Source organism: Shewanella sp. UCD-KL12 (genome assembly GCF_001957125.1).
In the GTDB taxonomy this organism is placed as follows: domain Bacteria; phylum Pseudomonadota; class Gammaproteobacteria; order Enterobacterales; family Shewanellaceae; genus Shewanella.
On the sequence record NZ_MPHJ01000001.1, the window covers coordinates 1,316,193 to 1,336,121 of the forward strand.

At 43.8% G+C, this 19,929-nt stretch carries 18 protein-coding genes; 13 read left to right on the plus strand and 5 right to left on the minus strand.

What is annotated here, in order from left to right; all coding sequences use genetic code 11:
- Window positions 1-19 precede the first annotated feature (19 nt).
- Entirely contained in the window at window positions 20-1,576 is a 1,557-nt protein-coding gene (locus tag BM736_RS05585; RefSeq protein ID WP_076409558.1) for a SulP family inorganic anion transporter, read from the minus strand.
- Between the two features lie 129 nt (window positions 1,577-1,705).
- Window positions 1,706-5,215: a ribonuclease E gene (gene rne / locus BM736_RS05590; protein WP_076409560.1), complete on the minus strand. Its 3,510-nt coding sequence runs from the start codon at window positions 5,213-5,215 to the stop codon at window positions 1,706-1,708.
- Window positions 5,216-5,809: 594 nt separating this feature from the next.
- On the opposite strand from rne, the gene rluC reads away from it, so the two are divergent.
- Both rluC and BM736_RS05605 read left to right on the plus strand, forming a co-directional pair.
- Window positions 5,810-6,769 carry a 23S rRNA pseudouridine(955/2504/2580) synthase RluC gene (gene rluC / locus BM736_RS05600; RefSeq protein WP_076409562.1) on the plus strand — a complete coding sequence of 320 codons (960 nt, stop codon included), beginning with the start codon at window positions 5,810-5,812 and terminating at the stop codon, window positions 6,767-6,769.
- A complete protein-coding gene (locus BM736_RS05605) occupies window positions 6,766-7,416 on the plus strand; it encodes an HAD-IA family hydrolase (RefSeq protein ID WP_076409563.1) in 651 nt (216 codons plus the stop codon). The genes rluC and BM736_RS05605 overlap by 4 nt, the downstream gene beginning before the upstream one ends.
- 482 nt (window positions 7,417-7,898) lie before the next feature.
- Here the strand turns inward: BM736_RS05605 and BM736_RS05615 are convergent, their stop codons facing one another.
- Together BM736_RS05615 and BM736_RS05620 are read right to left on the minus strand one after the other, a co-directional pair.
- Window positions 7,899-9,254 (minus strand): GGDEF domain-containing protein, encoded by a 1,356-nt coding sequence (locus BM736_RS05615; protein ID WP_076409565.1) that lies wholly within the window; start codon window positions 9,252-9,254, stop codon window positions 7,899-7,901.
- Window positions 9,255-9,547: 293 nt separating this feature from the next.
- Entirely contained in the window at window positions 9,548-10,132 is a 585-nt protein-coding gene (locus BM736_RS05620) for a nucleoside triphosphate pyrophosphatase (protein ID WP_076409567.1), read from the minus strand.
- 279 nt (window positions 10,133-10,411) lie between these two features.
- Between BM736_RS05620 and yceD the strand changes: the two genes are divergently transcribed.
- The 11 genes from yceD to BM736_RS05675 all read left to right on the plus strand — a co-directional run bounded on the left by yceD (window position 10,412) and on the right by BM736_RS05675 (window position 18,909).
- Window positions 10,412-10,936, plus strand: coding sequence for a 23S rRNA accumulation protein YceD (gene yceD / locus BM736_RS05625; protein WP_076409570.1), 525 nt, complete (start codon window positions 10,412-10,414; stop codon window positions 10,934-10,936).
- Between the two features lie 17 nt (window positions 10,937-10,953).
- Entirely contained in the window at window positions 10,954-11,124 is a 171-nt protein-coding gene (rpmF, locus tag BM736_RS05630) for a 50S ribosomal protein L32 (RefSeq protein ID WP_020913118.1), read from the plus strand.
- 15 nt (window positions 11,125-11,139) lie between these two features.
- Complete coding sequence (gene plsX, locus BM736_RS05635) at window positions 11,140-12,168, plus strand: phosphate acyltransferase PlsX (RefSeq protein WP_076409572.1); 1,029 nt, start codon at window positions 11,140-11,142, stop codon at window positions 12,166-12,168.
- An 11-nt stretch (window positions 12,169-12,179) separates the two neighbouring features.
- Window positions 12,180-13,139, plus strand: coding sequence for a beta-ketoacyl-ACP synthase III (locus BM736_RS05640; protein WP_076409574.1), 960 nt, complete (start codon window positions 12,180-12,182; stop codon window positions 13,137-13,139).
- Window positions 13,140-13,225: 86 nt separating this feature from the next.
- Window positions 13,226-14,152: an ACP S-malonyltransferase gene (gene fabD / locus BM736_RS05645; RefSeq protein WP_076409576.1), complete on the plus strand. Its 927-nt coding sequence runs from the start codon at window positions 13,226-13,228 to the stop codon at window positions 14,150-14,152.
- 9 nt (window positions 14,153-14,161) lie between these two features.
- Window positions 14,162-14,908: a 3-oxoacyl-ACP reductase FabG gene (gene fabG, locus BM736_RS05650; protein WP_076409578.1), complete on the plus strand. Its 747-nt coding sequence runs from the start codon at window positions 14,162-14,164 to the stop codon at window positions 14,906-14,908.
- Window positions 14,909-15,171: 263 nt separating this feature from the next.
- Entirely contained in the window at window positions 15,172-15,405 is a 234-nt protein-coding gene (gene acpP / locus BM736_RS05655; RefSeq protein WP_011496723.1) for an acyl carrier protein, read from the plus strand.
- A gap of 167 nt (window positions 15,406-15,572) precedes the next feature.
- Window positions 15,573-16,811: a beta-ketoacyl-ACP synthase II gene (gene fabF / locus BM736_RS05660; RefSeq protein WP_076409960.1), complete on the plus strand. Its 1,239-nt coding sequence runs from the start codon at window positions 15,573-15,575 to the stop codon at window positions 16,809-16,811.
- 203 nt (window positions 16,812-17,014) lie between these two features.
- A complete protein-coding gene (locus BM736_RS05665) occupies window positions 17,015-17,383 on the plus strand; it encodes a hypothetical protein (protein WP_076409580.1) in 369 nt (122 codons plus the stop codon).
- A 103-nt stretch (window positions 17,384-17,486) separates the two neighbouring features.
- A complete protein-coding gene (locus BM736_RS05670) occupies window positions 17,487-17,963 on the plus strand; it encodes an acyl-CoA thioesterase (protein ID WP_076409962.1) in 477 nt (158 codons plus the stop codon).
- A gap of 70 nt (window positions 17,964-18,033) precedes the next feature.
- Window positions 18,034-18,909 carry an NAD(P)-dependent oxidoreductase gene (locus BM736_RS05675; RefSeq protein ID WP_076409582.1) on the plus strand — a complete coding sequence of 292 codons (876 nt, stop codon included), beginning with the start codon at window positions 18,034-18,036 and terminating at the stop codon, window positions 18,907-18,909.
- A 65-nt stretch (window positions 18,910-18,974) separates the two neighbouring features.
- On the opposite strand, the gene cdd is transcribed toward BM736_RS05675, so the two are convergent.
- A complete protein-coding gene (gene cdd, locus BM736_RS05680; RefSeq protein ID WP_076409584.1) occupies window positions 18,975-19,865 on the minus strand; it encodes a cytidine deaminase in 891 nt (296 codons plus the stop codon).
- Between the last annotated feature and the right edge of the window lie 64 nt (window positions 19,866-19,929).

Consider the following 19,929-nt stretch of genomic DNA (forward strand, 5'->3'; position numbering starts at 1 on the left):
TCAATTAGTTATTAACCGCTTAATCTAGCTTATCATCGGCAATCTTGTAATGAGGATCTTCGATTAGGTTTACTTCAACCAGATCGCCTGCCTTGTGAAGCAGTTGCTTACAGTCATTACTCAGATGACGTAAGTGAAGCCTTTTACCCGAAGAAACGTAACGCTCGGCAAGGGTGTCGATGGCATCAAGGGCTGAATGATCACACACTCGAGAGTTTTGGAAGTCGACAATGACATCCTCAGGATCGGTATTAGAGTGGAATAGCTCTAAAAACTCAGCGACTGAACCGAAGAACAGTGGACCGTTAAGCTTATACACTTTCCAACCGTTTTCATCTTCAGAGATGTCAACATTGATGTGCTTAGCGTGTTCCCAAGCAAATACTAGCGCAGACACAATGACACCAACGAATACTGCGAAAGCGAGATCGGTAAATACAGTAACGATAGTGACTAAGATAATGACGAAGGCATCATGTTTTGGTACTTTGCGCATAACCTTAAAGCTTGCCCATTCAAACGTACCTAATACCACCATAAACATCACACCGACTAGCGCTGCAAGTGGGATCATTTCGATTAATGCTGAACCAAAAAGAATAAAAGCAAGCAATGCAAGCGCTGCTGTGATACCTGAAAGTCGTCCGCGTCCACCAGAGTTGATGTTGATCATAGACTGACCAATCATGGCACAGCCGCCCATAGCGCCAAAGAAACCACTGGTAATGTTACCAACGCCTTGTCCGATACACTCTTTGTTACCTTTACCACGGCTATTTGTCATCTCATCGATAACAGTTAATGTTAACAGTGACTCAATCAAACCAACTGCAGCTAAGATAAGTGAGTAGGGAAGAATGATATACAGAGTCTCTAACGAGAAGGAGACTGCTGGAATAGAGAATGTCGGTAATGAACCCGCTATGGTGGCATTTTCATCACCACTCATCGACTTAAGAAAGTCGAGTACAGTTCTAGTGTCTAGCTCGAGAAAGACAACAAGGCCAGTAACTGTAACAATAGCTGCTAATGATGAAGGGATAGCAGAAGTTAGCTTAGGCAGAAACTGGATAATAGCCATAGTTAACAACACAAGACCTAACATCAAGGTGAGCTGCTCCATCGGCAACCAAGTTAATATTCCATTTGCATCAGGGGCTTTAAACTGTCCTAGCTGGGCTAAGAAAATGACAATTGCCAAGCCATTTACAAAGCCTATCATGACAGGGTAAGGCACGATTCTGATGAACTTACCTAACTTAAGTAGGCCACAGGTAACTTGGATCAAGCCTGCTAACACCACCGCAGCAAATAGATATTGGACACCGTGTTCTGCAACGAGTGCCACCATTACAACGGCCATAGCGCCTGTTGCACCAGAAATCATTCCTGGACGGCCACCGATGAGCGCCGTGATTAAACCCATGATAAATGCAGCGTACAAACCAACCATTGGCTCTACACCTGCGACGAAAGCAAAAGCCACCGCTTCAGGTATAAGTGCAAGTGCAACTGTTAAGCCTGAAAGCAGATCTGCTTTACTACTGGCAGTTTTGTGACGAATGAGATCGAACATTTAGCCTCTGTTGTAATATTGTTGATTTAGATTGAATTTTGGTCGCGAATTCTAACAAATAATCCGCGCAATGAACATAAAAAAGCCATGCACTAAGGCATGGCTTATTTTGAATGGCTTAATTATAACTTAAGGGCGAGCCATTTCCGAGTTTGCACTGTTAGATACTCGAGGTTTTTCTGAAGTTTCGCTATCAGTAGACGTTTCATATTGACGACCAGCAGGAGTGTCAATATTAGCGCGTGTTTCAACGACAGGTGCTGTCATATCAGAAGTTACCATAGTACCAAAGCGGCTATTGCTCTTTGGTGCCATTGGCTTAGTCTCGACCTTAGCAACAGGTTTTGCAGCGGCTTCTGCCACAGGTACTGGTGCTTCGATAACCGGTGCTTCAACAACAGGTGCTGTTTCAACAACATCAGCTTTAGCTACAGGCGCAGTGACTTCAGCTTTAGCAGCTTCTGGCTTAGCCGTTTCAGGTTGCGTACCTACAGGCTTGACTGTTTCAACTTCAACTGGCTGAACATTGTCTGCAGTTACTTCAGGCTTAGCGGCAACCTCAACAGGGGCTGCTGTTGCTATAACAGGCTTACTTGGTGAAGACGCTGCTGATGTCGCAGAGCTCTTCTTCGTCACAGTACGCTTCTTTGGCGCTGGTTTTGCTTCAGCTTTAGTGGCTGCAACTTCTGCTGGCTTAGTTGTTGCAGTTTCTTCTGCGTTAACCACCTTAGGTGCAAGTGCCGCTGGTTTGGCTGCAGCAGCAGAAGCGCTTTTTGCAGAAGCCTTAGCAACTTTCTTCTCAGCAACCTTAGCTTTAACTGGTTTAGGCGCTTCGTCTGTCGTTTCAGTCTTAGCAACCTTTGCAGTCGTTACAGGAGCAGGTGCAATAGGCGCAGGTTTTGCTGGTGCTGCTGCTGCACTTGATGCTGATACTGCGCGTGTTTCGTTTTCAACGATTGGCGCAGAAACTACCGCGTCAGCTTGAACCGTTTCTTGTTCAGCACTCTGGTTTACTTCTGCCTTTATTTCAACAGTGTTAACTTCAGCAGATTCAACGTGAGCAGGTTCAATGTTAGCCGGTTTCATGGCTTGTGATGAACTGGTTTGTTGAGTAGCTTCTGATGCAGCAAGCTCTCTTGCCTGCGCTTCAACCTCTGTTTCGTTAGATACAAATACTGGTGCTGATTCAACGTTTGTTTCATCAGTGTCTTCGTCTCTACGACGACGCTGGCCAGCTGCACGTAAATGTCTTGGGCTGCGACGACTACGACGCTGTCCTTCACGTGGCTCTTGCTTGTCATCATTAGTCGCTTCAACTTCAGGTGCGACAGCGCTATCTAGCTGAGCCTCTTTAGTTTCAACAACTGGCGTTTCAACTTTTGCCTTAGCTTTAGCTGGGCTCGATTTTACATCAGCCTGTTTTGCATCAGTGCTTTCAACAGTGGCTGAAACATCAAGGGCCTTCTCAGTAGCTTCAGTTTTTTGCTTCGGCTTGCGAGGTTGGCGCTTAGGACGAGTGTTTTTCTCCTCCTTGCTAGCAACTACAGCTTCAGCCTGCTGGCTTGATTGCTCATCAGGTTTCTGTGCCTGCTCAGTTTCAACACGTACCTTTCGACGCATATTGCGGCGTTGACGACGCTCTCTAGCCACTTCTTGTTTAGGCTGTTCACTATCATCACGGTTTTGAGAACCACGTGAGGCTTTATTGTCATTATTAGCTTGACGTTTGCCTTGGTCACTCTTGTTACGCTCATCTTTGTTATCTGGGCGTTTATTGCGGTTATTACGTGGATTACGCTCACTCTTCTCGCCTGTCTGCTCTTTATCATCGCGGTTACGACGTGTGTCATTACGACGAGAGTCATTTTTGCGAGATGGACGGCGATTGCGGTTTTGATTACTGCGAGCAGCTGGTTTCTTTGGCTCTTCTTTCTTCTCTTCGCCTTTGAACATGGCGCCGATAGCAGCAAAGAATTTGGCAATCATGCCAGGCTCAGCTTTAGTTTCAGCAGCAGGTTTTACTTCTGCTTTGGTTTCTGGCGCTTTTGTTGGCGCAGAGAAACCTTTTAGTGCAGGTTGCGGTGGTGCTGCACGTTCAAGCTTACGAGGCTCATAAAGTTTCGCTTCAGGTTGATCAAGCAGTTTGTAGCTTGATTCACTGATTTGGTCATCTTTACGGTGACGAACGACACGGTAATCAGGCGTTGTCATGTTTGGATCTGGGATCACATACACTTCAACATCATGGCGCTGCTCTGTAATGCGAATCGCTTTACGTTTTTCATTGAGCAAGAAGGCGGCAACATCGACAGGAACGATGGCTTCGATTTGAGAGGTGTTCTCTTTAATCGCTTCCTCTTCCATAAGACGTAGAATTGATAGCGCCAAAGACTCTGTACCACGAATTGTACCTTGACCATGACAACGAGGACATAGGTGTGCAGCTGATTCTTCTAGAGACGGTCGTAGACGCTGACGTGACATCTCCATTAGGCCAAAGCGAGAGATTCGACCTAGCTGTACGCGTGCTCTGTCTAAATGCACGGCATCGCGCATTCTATTCTCAACTTCACGTTGGTTACGCACTGGAGTCATATCGATAAAGTCGATAACAACAAGCCCACCTAAATCGCGAAGACGTAGTTGGCGAGCAACTTCGTCAGCAGCTTCAAGGTTGGTGTTCAGCGCTGTTTCCTCAATATCACCGCCCTTAGTTGCACGAGCAGAGTTAATATCAATTGAGGTAAGTGCTTCTGTTGGATCAATAACGATTGAACCACCTGATGGAAGGCGGACTTCACGCTGGAATGCCGATTCAATCTGAGTTTCAATTTGGAAGTGAGTAAACAAAGGTACTTCAGCTTCATAACGCTTAATTCTGTCCACAAAGTCAGGACGAACAAGGGATACATGCTGCTTAGCTTCTTCGAAAATACGTGGGTGATCGATAAGCACTTCACCGACATCACGACGTAAATAGTCACGGATTGCTCTTACAATCACGTTACTCTCTTGGTGAATAAGGAAAGGCGCAGGGCGACCTTCTGAGGCTTCTTTAATCGCAGCCCAGTGGTGCTCTAGAACTTTAAGATCCCATGCAAGTTCTGCAGAATCTTTACCAACACCAGCGGTACGGACAATCAGTCCCATGCCATTTGGCACTTCTAGCTGTGATAGTGCGGCTTTAAGCTCTGTGCGTTCATCACCTTCGATACGACGAGAAATCCCACCTGCACGAGGGTTGTTAGGCATAAGAACAAGGTAAGAACCCGCTAAACTGATGAAAGTTGTTAGCGCTGCACCTTTATTGCCACGCTCTTCTTTATCAATTTGAACGATAACTTCCTGACCTTCTTTAATCACCTCTTTAATATTTGGGCGACCTTGGAAGGAGTAACCTTTAGGGAAGTACTCTCTTGCAATCTCTTTAAGGGGTAAAAAGCCATGGCGCTCAGCACCATAGTCAACAAAAGCTGCTTCTAAAGAAGGCTCTACGCGAGTGATTTTACCCTTGTAGATGTTGGCTTTTTTCTGTTCATGACCTGGGCTTTCAATATCTAGATCATAAAGCTGTTGCCCATCAACTAGGGCTACGCGCAACTCTTCAGATTGAGTTGCATTAATTAACATCCGTTTCATGATGACATATTTCTTCTAAAATAAGGTCATCAAACGACTATATTTCGTTGCATTACGGGCCTAGCATTAATAACAAAGCCTCACGGCAGGTGTCTAGGCAAGGTGCGCATTTCTGTTAGACGCAGTCTCTGCGTGTCGCATCCATTTATGGCTTATTTTTTAATATCTACAAAAACAAGGAATTCGTCGCAAAATGCCAACTAACCCCATAAATAATTAGGTACTTTCCAGTAATGCCAAAATCGAATAGTGCTCGTTTGATGATAAGTTTAAAGTTAATCTTCGAATTTGGGACGCATTGATTAGAGAAACCACCTATTAATGTGGCTTTTTCAATCTGTTTAGCCGTTACCATATCTTTTAGGTATTGTATTGAAAAAAACGGCTTGTAAATAAGTTACTTACTACAGATGAAAAAGGTTTTTAGTCTCTACTTCTTGCGTAAGGGTTGAGGGTTTTGTGAACACATTATTCACTTTTTATCCCCAACCGCGGATGAAATATAGCAATAATCAATAAATTCAGCAAATGGAAAGGCATAAAATTCTTGTTACTTGATGTACAATGCGCATCCTGATGAAGACAAGGTTCACCATGAATAGCGAAGCACCTAAACAAAAAGTTCAGTTAGTAACCATTGATGAAGATCATGTCGACCAAAGAATCGATAATTATTTACTGACAAAATTAAAAGGCGTACCAAAGAGCATGATCTACCGGATTGTGCGCAAAGGTGAAGTCAGGGTTAACAAAAAGCGTATCAAGCCAGAGTATAAATTACAGGATGGGGACATAGTGCGGATCCCTCCTGTACGAGTTTCAGATAAGAATGAGCGACCAGGACCTTCTGCAAAGCTAAGTAAAGTGTCGCAACTTGAAGAACGTATCTTGTTTGAAGATAAATCTATCATTGTACTGAACAAGCCTGCTGGTATAGCGGTACATGGTGGAAGTGGCGTCGATTTTGGTGTTATTGAAGCAATGCGCTCTTTAAGACCTACACAGAAATTTCTTGAGCTAGTGCATCGACTCGATAAAGACACATCAGGTGTGTTACTCATTGCCAAAAAACGAAGTGCTTTGAGACATCTTCATGATCAACTTAGATTCAAAAAGATGCAGAAAGATTACCAGGCTTTAGTTAAAGGTACGTGGCAAGCCCGAGATAAAGCCATTAAAGCGCCTTTACTCAAACTAACGCTAAAATCAGGTGAACGGATCGTACGAGTCAATAAAGAGGGCAAAGAGTGTGAAACTCGGTTTAAAATCATACAGCGCTATCAAGGTGCAACACTTGTTCAAGCAAGCCCTGTAACCGGAAGAACCCATCAAATTCGTGTGCATTGTCAATATACTGGGCATCCAATAGCCTGTGATGATAAATACAGTGAGCAGAAGTTTGATGACAGTATGAGAGCCCACGGTCTTAACCGTTTGTTTTTACATGCAGCTCAACTTAAGTTTACTCATCCTGGAACTGATGAAGTGATGGAAGTTAAAGCCCCGTTAGATAAAGTACTAACAGAAACTTTAAGTCAGTTGGTTAAAGCATGAAGCAGTATGAATTAGTAATTTTTGATTGGGATGGCACGTTAATGGACTCTGTTGGCAAGATTGTTACTTGCTTGCAGAGTGCTGCAGTCTCGTTAGAACTTGCTGTTCCGACAGAGCAGGCTATTCGTGACATTATAGGTTTATCGATTGATGAAGCGCTTGCTGTGTTACACCCTGAGAGTGATCACTCAGTGCATGCAAAGATGAAAGAGGGCTATCGCATACAGTACCTTGAGTTAAACAATACCCCAAGTCCGCTATTTCATGGTGTCGAAGATTTGCTCATCGAGCTTCAGCAACTAGGGATTAAACTTGCTGTAGCGACAGGAAAGGGCCGTTCAGGGCTAGACCGTGTACTTACCTCTACTGAGCTCGATAGACATTTTTCTGCTAGTCGCAGTGCTGATGAGGCATCGAGCAAGCCGAGTCCCGAGATGATTTTACAGTTACTCAACGAACTTGAGGTCGAAGCATCGAAAGCATTGATGATTGGTGACTCTATTCACGATCTTAATATGGCCAATAATGCCGGTGTTGATGCTATCGGTGTCGATTATGGCGCCCATAATAAAGAGAGGCTCGCGCTAGCTAATCCGATTGCCGTTATTAGCTCACCGCTCGAATTACTCCATCACATCTCAAGATAACGCTCAGGATGCTAAGCCACTAAGCCACTAAGCCACTAAGGCACTAAGATATTAAGCAATAGTGCTGTTGTAGCAGTGCTAATGGTAAAAGGTTAGAATTACAGTCTCTGTTAACTGACTTGTGGCTATACTAGTGAGCGTTATTCCCTATGGCTTCTAATACCAGTCAGTATAAGAAGGTGATCTACTCAGAGTTAATTTTGGTAACTAATTCAAGGCGAGTAGCTGATGGAATGGTTATTCCCTTGTGAAGCTATTCAACGAAGAAGTAGGCAGCCAAAAACACTCCTGAAAGGCGAGTTTTAGCGCTTCATATGCTGTGTTAACGAGCTAGAACGTAGAATAACTATGCCCTTTACTCGTTGCTAGCCACATGGATGTGGTGAATGTCATTAATGCAGGAGCATTTAATGACCTTGCCTCTGAAACGCTAAACTCTCGCTGAGCGATCACATCTTTATTCTGATTGGTATAAAGTCTAATCATTGCTTGTTTCTACTTTCAAACATGTTTTTATCAGCATGTGAGATGATGGATGCAAGCTCCATGTCTGTATTCTCCACTAAGTAGTGGCCAATATTGGCCGAGATAGGTAAGGAATACCCCTCAACATCAATGGTCATTTTAAAATCCGCTAGAAGCTGTTTACTGCGGTTAATTAAGATTGATTGAGCGTTCATGTTAATCGACGGGGGGGGGAAGCTAGATAAGATGATAAATTCATCGCCACCAATTCTGGCGACTACCTCTTGTTGATGAGTCACTTGCTTGATGCGACTTGCAACATCTTTAAGGATCTTGTCCCCGTGCAGATGACCGTAGGTTTCATTAATTTCTCTAAACCCCTCTAGATCAATATAGAACACTGCTAACTGAAGCTGCTCTTGCTCTTGTTCAAGCAACTTTGCTTCCATCTGTTTAAATATTGCTCTTCGGTTATATAAACCAGTGAGTGGGTCATGATTGGCTAAGTGGGCGATGGCCTCATTGGCATGATGTAAGTCTGTAATGTTGTGCGCCGATACGATCACCCCAATGATATTGCCCTGTTCATCATAGTAAGGGCTATGATGAACATTGATAAAGAGAGGCTCATCATGGTGCGGTGGTTGGATCCAAGCTTGTTCGCTAACAGTTTCCCCTCTTAATGACCTATCTAGAAGTGGCTTTAAATGCTCAGTGAAGACTTTATTACCATGTATTTCTGCAACCGTCTTGCCTACGATACTTATTGAAGGTCTATTGAATAGCTTTTCATAACCAATAGACACGACATGATATTGATAGTCTCTATCCACAAACGACATAAGCTGTTCAGTGTGAGCGATCATTTTTTTGTGTAGCGCCAGCTCTCTTGCAATGAGCAGTCGCTTGTATTCGACACCAATTCTTTGTGCCAATAATCTAAAAAACTCTCTGGATTTGACCGATTCACTCTGAGGGAGGCTATCCATTACGAGTATGTGACCAATAGCCTCTCCTGAATCGTTCCAGATTAACTCGGCCTGATAACTATTTGCGCCAAGCTTTTTGATTAAATCAAAGTGTGGAAACTTGCTCTGCAGCTCATTGGGAAAGAGAATATGGGTATTAGGGGGAGTAAGTTGGTAAATAGACTCACAAGGTGAGCCTTTAAGAGTAAATTCAAAGCCAGGGACATTATGCTTTAGATCGCAAAAAGCGATAATCTCTATGACACCGAGTTTATCTGAGGGACGGCCAAAGGCCGCCCAACGACATTGGGTAACTAGGGCTAGTGCTTTTAAGGCTCGTTGGAAAAAACGCTCATCAATGCAAGGTGCAGCAAGGAGCGCAAGAGCTTCTTCGATGTCAGTCATAATACGTTGTCACCTAAGTCTACTCTGAAAAAATTTTCGACCTCCATGTCGCTAATTAACAGTAAATAGTAAGGATCACTTTATATAGTGAAACGCTAAGTGTAGTGCTTCTCATTTAGAATTGTCAGCGTTATGCTCGATTTCATACTAACTTATCAGCCTATCGATAATGGCTGACACTTAAGCACTGCACTTTCATATCATTCAGTGAGAAGTTTTTATCGTTTCAGGTATTGTTAGATTTGTTGACTACTGTGCTGCCAGCCTCGTCATTCATTAGTTCTGCGCTTTGATTATGCTAAAACATCGAAACCTTGATTTGCTAGCATCTCAGTTAAGGTGATCAATGGTAACCCTACTAATGTATTAGGGTCTTTTCCCTCCAGACGCTCAAACAGTGCAATACCGAGCCCTTCACACTTGAAACTGCCTGCACAGTAATAAGGTTGTTCTCTGGTAAGATAGGATTCCACTTGTTTAAGATTGAGTGTCTTAAAATGAACATTAAAGGTTTCACATACGCTTTGGCTGTGCTGGGTTGAGATATTGTATAGGGCCAGTCCTGTATAGAAGGTGATGACTTTCCCTGAACAAGCCATCAGTTGCTTGATTGCATTTTCGTGGTTTAGCGGCTTACCTATGATATTGCCACCGATTACCGCAACCTGATCTGAGCCAATCACTAAACCCTCTTTAAACTGAGCTGCCCCAGCTAAAGCCTTTTCCTTAGCGAGTCTAATAACTAGGTCTTGAGGCGCTTCATGTTGCCTATGTGCTTCATCGATATTCGGTGAGCAAGTAGAAAATGCGAAATCAAGTTTAGCTAAGAGCTGTTTTCTATAGGGGGAGGTGGAAGCTAAGATGATCTTATCTGTCATAATTTTACTATCAAATGAGATAAAAGAGTAAGTTGTCTAATTAGTTTACCCTTGATATTGATTAGGGAATACGCACTTTATTTAATAGTTAACTAAAATCTATGTGAACGCTTCTATTTTAAGCATGAATGACTTGAGAATAGTGCAATGGTTGGGTAAAATTTCTAATCCATCAATTTTTGTTTTTAGGGTCAAAATGTGTGATTGTTTCCTCTTCTTATCAAAGTAGGGAAATTTTCCTTTGACTCTGAGGATTTCAAACTATAATATGCGCGCCTTATGCAAACAGTAAAGATACCGGTTTCAATTGATCCAATACGTGCGGCCTCGAGTCTGCTTTCTTATGAAGGTGTGATCCCGAGTAAGCAATTAAAACGATTAAATGAGTTATGTGCCGGCGACTGTTCCGATGTGACAGTGTCGTTAGAATGCGGTGTAGATATACAGGGGATAGTCTACCTGAAAGGGAAGGCTGTGACGGAGCTCACTCTGAATTGTCAACGCTGCATGACACTATTTACCACTGAGGTTACGGTCGACTTCAACTTCAGCCCTTGTGGCAACGAAGCTGAAATCGATGAGCTCCCGGATGCGTATGACCCTATTGAGTGTAATGAAATAGGCGAAGTTCGTCTGCATCAATTGATTGAAGATGAATTGATAGTCGCTATGCCTTTGATCCCAATGCATGCTAACGAAAGTTGCACTAAGGGTGACCAAGATATAGTAGTAGGCGAGATTGAACCCGCTCAGCAGGAGCGTCCAAATCCGTTTGCAGTGTTAGAAAAACTGAAGAGCAAGTAACCCAGGAGACAGGTCAAATGGCTGTACAACAGAATAAAAAATCTCGTTCAAAGCGCGGAATGCGCCGTTCACACGATTCTTTGAGCACTGCTCAATTATCTGTAGACGCAACGAGTGGTGAACTTCACCGTCGTCACAACGTGACTGCGGATGGTTTTTACCGTGGTCAGAAGGTTATCAACAAGTAATTTGTTGCTAACTTTATGACTAATCTGACGCTCGCGTTAGATGCGATGGGGGGCGATCATGGCCCTCACATCACAGTGCCTGCAACCTTGCAGGCACTTCGTTTATCCCCCTTTCTAAATGTTATCCTCGTGGGTGACGAAGCTGCAATTTTACCTTATCTATCTTCAGTTGATGCAAAAGTAAGACAACGTATAGAGATCCTCCATACAACAGAAACTGTCAGTATGTCTGATAGGCCTGTGCATGCATTGAGAAATCGTAAGCGAAGTTCGATGAGACTGGCTATTGAATTAGTCAGAGACGGTAAGGCGCAAGCATGTTTAAGTGCCGGTAATACAGGCGCGCTGATGGCGATGTCTAAAGTATTATTGAAAACCCTGCCCGGTATAGACAGACCTGCACTTGTTAGCTGTCTACCCGCGGTAAATAAAACGCCTGTATATCTTCTAGACTTAGGTGCAAATGTCTCATGTTGCTCAGAGACCTTATTTCAATTTGCAGTCATGGGATCGGTGCTGTGTGAGGCTGTAGATAAAAATGCGTCGCCTAAAGTCGCACTCCTTAATGTTGGTATTGAAGAGATAAAAGGCAATGATCAGGTTCAACAGGCTGGTCAATTGCTACAGCAGAGCCCGCAACTTAATTATGCCGGCTTTATTGAAGGCCACGACCTCTTCTCGGGTCAGGTTGATGTGATTGTCTGTGATGGGTTCGTTGGTAACATAACCTTGAAAACGTCTGAAGGCATTGCAAAACTTCTGGTTCATCAATTAGAAAAAGGCTTGAAAAAAGGCTTTTTTGTTCGACTAATGGCCAAAATGATCGCGCCTCGTATTAATTCTGTACTCAATCAGATGAACCCCGACCACTATAATGGTGCAAGTTTGATAGGATTGCGCGGAATAGTAGTAAAAAGTCATGGAAGTGCTGATCAATCAGCTTATTTACAAGCGATTAATCTAGCAGTGACAGAGGCACAACGTCGGCTCCCCAAGATGATTGAAGAGCGTCTTGAGTCGATTCTTTTAGACATTAATAACTGATACCTCCTTATATGCATACAAAAATTCTTGGAACTGGTAGTTATCTACCAGAGCAGGTGCGTAGCAATTCAGATCTGGAAAAAATGGTGGAAACCACAGATCAATGGATTGTTGAACGTACTGGTATTTCAGAGCGTAGAATCGCAGCGTCTGATGAGACAGTGTCGACTATGGGCTATCAAGCTGCGTTAAAAGCACTTGAAATGGCAGGTATTGAGCCCTCTGAACTCGATATGATAGTTTGTGGTACTACGAGTGCAAGTAATGCATTTCCAGCCGCGGCTTGTGAAATACAAGCCATGCTTGGCGTACATACCATTCCTGCATTTGACATTGCAGCGGCATGCTCTGGTTTTGTTTATGCACTTTCTATTGCCGATCAATATGTAAAATCAGGTGCTGCAAAAAAAGTGTTAGTGATAGGGGCAGATGTTTTATCTCGTCTGTGCGAACCCGATGACCGAAGCACTATTATCTTGTTTGGCGATGGGGCAGGGGCTGCTGTTATTGGTGCCTCGACTGAGCCAGGCGTTATCTCAACGCATATCTACGCAGATGGTAGACAAGGCGACCTTCTTAAATGTTCATTCCCTCCTCGTGCAGGTGAATCATCAGAAGCTGTTGGTTATATGACCATGAAAGGTAACGATGTGTTTAAAGTTGCCGTGACTCAGCTCTCTCATGTTGTCACTGAGACTTTGCGTATTAATCAAATTGATAAGTCTGAGATTGATTGGTTAGTCCCACATCAAGCAAATTTCAGAATCATTAAAGCAACGGCTAAGAAGTTGAACATGAGTTTAGATAAGGTCGTGTTAACCTTAGCTAAACACGGCAATACCTCTGCCGCTTCCGTGCCCATTGCGCTTGATGAAGCTGTCCGTGACGGTCGAATTCAACGAGGCCAACTTCTGTTACTTGAAGCTTTCGGTGCCGGTTTCGCTTGGGGTAGTGCGCTCGTTCGCTTTTAATCGTTTTAAAAACAGTGATTAGAATTTTACTTGGGTTGTGATTTACAGCCCAAGAGTCATGTTGTGAATTGTCATAGGTAATTATTATGGAAAATTCTGCTTTTATATTTCCAGGCCAAGGCTCACAAGCTATTGGTATGTTGGCTGAACTTGCTACTGAGCATGAAATTGTGGCTCAAACTTTTTCCGAAGCAAGTGAAGTATTAGGTTATGACTTATGGGACTTGGTTCAACAAGGGCCTGTAGAAACGCTGAATGAAACAGATAAAACTCAACCTGCATTGCTAACGGCTAGTGTTGCAATTTGGCGAGTGTTTGTTGCGAGCGGCAAGGCACAACCTGCCGTTATGGCCGGTCATAGCTTAGGTGAGTATTCAGCACTGGTTTGTGCTGGAGTGATGGATTTCACCGATGCCGTTAAACTCGTTGAGCTACGTGGTCAACTCATGCAGCAGGCAGTACCAGCAGGTACTGGGGCTATGTTTGCCATTATTGGTTTAGATAATGATGCAATCACAAAGGCATGTGATGAAGCAAGTCAGGGAGATGTTGTTAGCCCAGTTAATTTCAACAGTCCAGGTCAAGTGGTTATTGCCGGTAGTAAAGATGCCGTTGAGCGCGCAGGTGCATTGTGTAAAGAGGCGGGCGCTAAAATGGCGGTAGCCTTACCTGTGAGCGTGCCTTCACATTGTGAATTGATGCGTCCTGCTGCAGAAAAGCTTGCTGTAGCGCTAGAGAGTATTGCGTTTAAAACGCCGCAAATAAAAGTAGTGAATAATGTCGATGTTGCTAGCCCTGAAGCTGCAGCGGAGATTAAAGATGCTTTAGTACGCCAGCTATATTGTCCAGTTAGATGGTCAGAGACGGTAAATGCCCTTTCTGCGCAAGGTGTGACAGCCTTGTTTGAAATTGGGCCTGGAAAAGTACTCACCGGGTTGGCGAAGCGTATCGATCGTTCGTTAACTGCGAAAGTGGTCAATGATGTGGTATCAGTTGCCGCGTTGACCGAATAGGAGATAGACATGAGCGTTACAATAGATTTATCAGGAAAAGTGGCTTTAGTGACTGGTGCTAGCCGTGGTATTGGCCGTGCAGTGGCTGAAACATTAGTAGCCGCTGGCGCGACCGTTGTTGGTACAGCAACTAGCGAACGCGGGGCTGCAGCTATCCAAGAATACTTAGGCGACAGTGGTTTTGGACTCGTGCTAAACGTAACTGATGCCGATTCTGTTACTGAACTGTTTGCCAGCATTAAAGAGAAAGCAGGTGAGGTTAATATTCTTGTAAACAATGCAGGTATCACACGTGATAACTTGTTAATGAGAATGAAAGAGGACGAGTGGGGCGATATCATAGATACCAACCTGACCTCAATCTTTAGAACCTCAAAAGCCGTTATGCGTCCAATGATGAAAAAGCGTAATGGACGTATCATCAATATTGGCTCAGTCGTAGGCTCTATGGGTAATCCAGGGCAAACAAACTATTGTGCAGCAAAAGCTGGTTTGATTGGATTTACAAAATCTCTTGCAAAGGAGGTTGCATCTCGTCAAATAACAGTGAATGCTATTGCTCCTGGTTTTATCCAAACGGATATGACGGATGAGCTGACTGAAGAGCAGCAACAGGGTATCATGTCGCAGGTTCCGATGGAGCGATTAGGACAAGCACAAGAGATAGCTAATGCTGTGCTGTTCTTAGCATCGGATTCAGCAGCATACATTACTGGTGAAACTCTCCATGTAAATGGCGGCATGTATATGGCTTAGGCCTGATTAGCTAGATAGTTGTAATTAGACTATCTAGCACAGGCTTTTCAAATTTATCTTGATATTTATCAAGTTTAAAAATGAAGCATAATGATAATTTTTTAGGGTGACAGACTGTTTTTGCATCGATCTATTGATGATCGGCATCAACATATGCATAATTCGTGGTTAGACCACAAAAGTTAAGCTTGCATTGTTAGCCAAATTGAATAAACTACTCGCAATCTTGCGCAAGTGCGTAATTTGAATAGGAAAGAAAACTAATGAGCAACATCGAAGAACGTGTAAAGAAAATCATTATTGAGCAACTAGGTGTTAAAGAAGAGGACGTTAAGTCTGCTGCATCTTTCGTTGACGACTTGGGTGCAGATTCTCTGGACACGGTTGAGTTGGTTATGGCTCTAGAAGAAGAGTTTGACACCGAGATCCCTGATGAAGAAGCTGAAAAGATCACTACTGTTCAGGCAGCGATCGATTACGTTTCAAAGAATCAGTAATCCTGAATTCTAGAAAACAGGCAGCATTTATGCTGCCTGTTTTTGTTTCTGGCTATTGGAAAAGCGTGTTCCCTTCACTAGTATTTAAACTTCTAACAGTCCAGATTTCTTCAGAAGCGTAGTCCAATGCTTCTATCATGTTTAACTCACTACAAAAAGGTGAAAACGTGTCTAAACGTCGTGTAGTCGTAACTGGTCTTGGTTTAGTTAGCCCTGTAGGCAATACCGTTGATTCATCCTGGAAAGCGCTCGTTTCAGGAAAAAGCGGAATAGCCCCTATCACTAAGTTTGACGCTAGCGAGTTCTCAACTCAATTTAGCGGCTCAGTAAAAGATTTTAATATTGAGACTTACCTTTCTAAGAAAGATGCTCGTAAGATGGATCTCTTCATTCAATACGGAATGGCTGCTGGTATTCAAGCGGTTGAAGATGCTGGTATTGAGATGGACAAGCTCGATCCTGCTCGCGTCGGTACCGCAATCGGTGCTGGCATGGGCGGAATGCCGCTGATTGAAAAAGGTCATGCTGCATTAATGAAAGGTGGGCCTCGTAAAATCTCTCCATTTTTCGTACCAAGCACTATCATCAATATGATTTCAGGTCATCTATCTATTAAATATGGAATGACGGGGCCTAACTTTGCAGTGACCACTGCCTGTACTACAGGTGTGCATAATATCGGTTTCGCTGCGCGTACCATTGCTTATGGTGATGCAGATATCATGGTTGCGGGTGGGGCAGAAGATGTGACTTGCCCATTAGCTGTCGGCGGCTTTGGTTCAGCTAAAGCGCTCTCTACTCGTAATGATGATCCACAAGCTGCGAGTCGCCCTTGGGACAAGGACAGAGATGGCTTTGTTATCGGTGATGGTGCTGGTGTTATGGTGATGGAAGAGTATGAGCATGCCAAGGCGCGTGGTGCGACCATCTATGGTGAGCTTGTTGGTTTTGGTATGAGTGGCGATGCTTTTCATATGACATCACCTCCGGCTGATGGAGCGGGCGCGGCTGCAGCGATGGCTAATGCGCTTAATGATGCCAAACTTGCAAAAGAGCAAGTGGGCTATATTAATGCTCATGGCACTTCAACACCGACAGGTGATAGGGCTGAAGCGGCTGCAGTGAAGTCGACGTTCGGTGATCATGCCTACGACTTGCTAGTAAGCTCAACGAAGTCTATGACTGGCCATTTACTCGGGGCGGCGGGCTCAGTTGAGGCGATCATCACCTTACTGGCTCTGCGCGATCAAGTTGTGCCTCCGACGCTCAACTTAGATAACCCTGATGAAGGTTGCGATCTTGATTTTGTGCCACATACTGCACGAGACCACAAGTTTGAGTATGCACTTTGTAACTCATTTGGATTTGGTGGCACTAACGGTTCGCTCTTATTTAAAAGAGGCTAACTTAGTGTAACGCTCCTTAGTTACAAGATTAAAAAAAGCGCCTAATGGCGCTTTTTTTATAACAAACATCCAATTTTAACTCAGAAGATTAAATATACGTGTCCCAATGGTTAAGCTTAGTTAATCCAGTGGATAACAGCTTGGCACATCGCCTTGATAGGCAGATACTCTTCACTTCTAAAGTTATTTGCTAAGGTAAGAAAATGTTAAATCTTGTGGTGGTACCTCTAATGCCTTTAGTCGGTGCATTAACGGCCAATTTAAGTGAGTTGATACGTGGAGAGAATAAAGAGTTTCACCCTAACCTTTCCGTAGGTATAAAGACCTTTACGCTTGCTGCTGCGGCATTTACTTTAGTATGGTTTGCCTTACTTATTACCGCTATAACGACCGGTGGTGGGTCTGATGTTCTTGCTGGAATAGAAGTTTTAGCGCTATTTATGATTGGGCTCGGCCTTTATTTATCATTAAAAGCAACCCGCTTTTTGAGTGAGACTGCTCAACTATGGATGTATCGACTGGCTTTACCAGTGACATTAACCGCATGTCTTTTAGTCTCTCTATTTGGATAAATGTGCGTTTGCGACTTAATTCATCTAAGTCCTTACTTTAGAGGTACTCTCCAGCTAGTTTTTGGCATACACTAAATGAATATTATATTGATTCGAGATGGCGATGGCTGGAAAAGAGAGAGAGATAACTTTAAGGTTTCTTGCTGAACCTGCAGATGTGAATTTTGGTGGTAAAGTTCACGGTGGAGCCGTAATGAAATGGATCGATTTAGCGGCGTATGCTTGTGCTGCAGCATGGAGTGGCAAATATTGTATCACGGCTTATGCCGGTGGAATCCGCTTCGTTAAACCTATCCATGTTGGCAATATCGTAGAGACGAGTGCTAAGGTGATCTACACAGGGCGCAGCTCTATGCATCTTGGAATAGATGTGAAAGCTGGCGATCCTAAGAACCCTGAACGCCATCTTACGACTCACTGTATTGTTATTATGGTTGCAGTGGATGATGCAGGTCACCCTACAGAAGTGCCAGAGTGGATACCAGAAACAGATCAAGATATTGAGCTTAGAGACTCCGCACTTCGCTTGATGGAGATGCGCAAGAAGATTGGCGCTGAAATGGAAGCTCACGTTAAGTAAAAGTCATATTGAGTAAAGGCACCTTTGGGTGCCTTTTTTATTGGATTAAAAACAAAAAACAGGAATTGAGATGGCAAAAGTTGCATTTTTAGGGTTAGGGGTGATGGGATATCCGATGGCTGGGCATCTTGTCAAATCAGGGCATCAAGTTTCAGTTTATAATCGTACGGCTGCTAAGGCGCGGGCTTGGGTTGATGAGTTTGGTGGCCGGTATGAAGTCAGTCCTAAACCTGTGGCTCAAGATCAAGATATTGTCTTTATCTGTGTGGGTAATGATGATGATTTACGTCAGGTAACTTTAGGTGATGAAGGTGTACTAAGCGGTATGTCTGCAGGCGCAATTTTGGTTGATCATACCACCGCATCAGCAGATGTGGCCCGTGAAATAGGCGCAATTGCTGCAAACGCTGGCATTGGCTTTATTGACGCGCCGGTTTCTGGTGGTCAGGCTGGCGCTGAAAATGGTGTACTCACTGTAATGGCTGGCGGCGATGAGGTAACTTTTGAGAAAGTGACACCTGTAATTGAGTCCTATGCGCGCTGCGTGGAACGTTTGGGCGAGGTAGGCGCAGGACAATTAACTAAAATGGTAAACCAGATCTGTATTGCTGGTGTGGTACAGGGCTTATCTGAAGGACTTCACTTTGCAAGAAGTGCAGGGCTTGATGGCGAAAAAGTGGTTGAAGTGATCAGCAAAGGTGCTGCTCAATCCTGGCAGATGGAGAATCGATATCAAACCATGTGGCAGGGAGAATATAACCTAGGGTTTGCCGTTGATTGGATGAGAAAAGATCTCAATATTGCGTTAAATGAAGCAAGAAAGAATGGCTCACACCTGCCATTAACAGCATTAGTGGATCAATTTTATTCAGAGGTGCAAGCGATAGGTGGCAGTCGCTGGGATACGTCAAGCTTACTGGCTAAGCTTGAAAGAAATAGAAATTAAGACGTAGTTACCAGCCCCGAATAAAAAAGGACTGCCAAAGCAGTCCTTTTTATATTTGATGGAAATTACTCTGGTTCGAGAACGATATGTTCAAGCTCTACAGCTGCAACGGCATGTAGTGCGTCCATCGTCGCCCCAACAAGAGAAACCTTTCCTTGAGATGATTCGATAAGCACTGCGCGCGTTATCTCATTAAACTCTCGGTTGTGCCTCGCCATCGTAGAAAGAGCCATCTGCATAGGTAACATAGAGGGGTTAAATGCAGCATTTTCTGCATAGCGTCCACAATAGGTTGCACCATCTTTGGTCTCTAATACAACAGCGGCAAAACTTGCTGTGTAAGGGGCATAACTTAAACTTGCGTGATCTAGGCCTTCGATAATCATAGGATCTGAACTCTCTAAACTAAATGTATGTTCCTGCTTAGAGAGGAGTGGTGCGGTAACATTGAGATCGCTCGGGCCAAAGGCGTAAGGCAAATAATGGCTAAGAGGATTAGCTTTCTGCTCTGGAAGGTGAATGTTTACTTTAGAGCCTTCCACTAATTCGTTCATAAATTGACGACAATGGCCACACGGAGAGAAATTGACCACTATATCTACAATTTGAGTTTCACCACTAAGCCAAGCGTGGCTGATTGCACTTTGTTCTGCATGAACTGAGTGGAATAGCGCTTCTCCCTGAAGTTCCATATTCCCACCCATATAGATATCACCACTCTTGCCTTTGGCAATAGCACCAACATAAAAGTCACTGATGGGCGGTCTTGCGAGTGTAGCTGCTATGGGTAATAAGGCGATTAATAACTTATCTTCAGCGAGACCGCTCTTACTGACTAATTCAGCCAATTGTTGCGCATCAATATGTCCTGCAAAGTCTTTATGTAATAACGGTACTAGCGCATCGGAAAGCGCCTTCGGCAATTGAGAAATACTATTGATAAATCTATCTTGCATCTGCCATATCCTACTTTGGTATGTTAGTTAAGCTCATTCTAGTAAGCAGCTTTTAATAATAATG